The organism is Saezia sanguinis (genome assembly GCF_003991585.1).
Classification (GTDB): domain Bacteria; phylum Pseudomonadota; class Gammaproteobacteria; order Burkholderiales; family Burkholderiaceae_C; genus Saezia; species Saezia sanguinis.
The window spans coordinates 1-257 of the sequence record NZ_PQSP01000127.1 but is presented as its reverse complement, the minus strand read 5'-3'; the positions used below and the strand labels follow the sequence as shown (position 1 = coordinate 257).

1 protein-coding gene is annotated in these 257 nt (G+C 66.9%); it reads right to left on the bottom strand.

Annotated elements, in window-relative coordinates:
- Nucleotides 1-4: 4 nt before the first annotated feature.
- A partial coding sequence (locus tag CUZ56_RS15225) for a DinB family protein (RefSeq protein ID WP_204250961.1) occupies nt 5-257 on the bottom strand: 253 nt, incomplete at its 5' end.

The window sequence follows — 257 nt, the reverse complement described above, 5'->3', positions numbered from 1 at the left end:
GTTTCTACCGGTCCGCCGTCTCGGCCGCGCGCAGTATCCGCAACTGGCCGATCTCGGTCGCGTTCTTCAGCAATTCCACATTGACCCATGCCGCCAGGTGAGCGCGGGTGAGTCCCGCGTCGGCCGGCCACGGGTAGGACGTGGCCCGTTCGAGTTCTGTGTCATCGCTTCCGTCGAGGACTCCGAGCCACTGCTCGCGTAGGTCGTTGATCCAGGCGAGGGCGGCCGCCGTATCGCCCGGCCAGTAGACCTCGGTG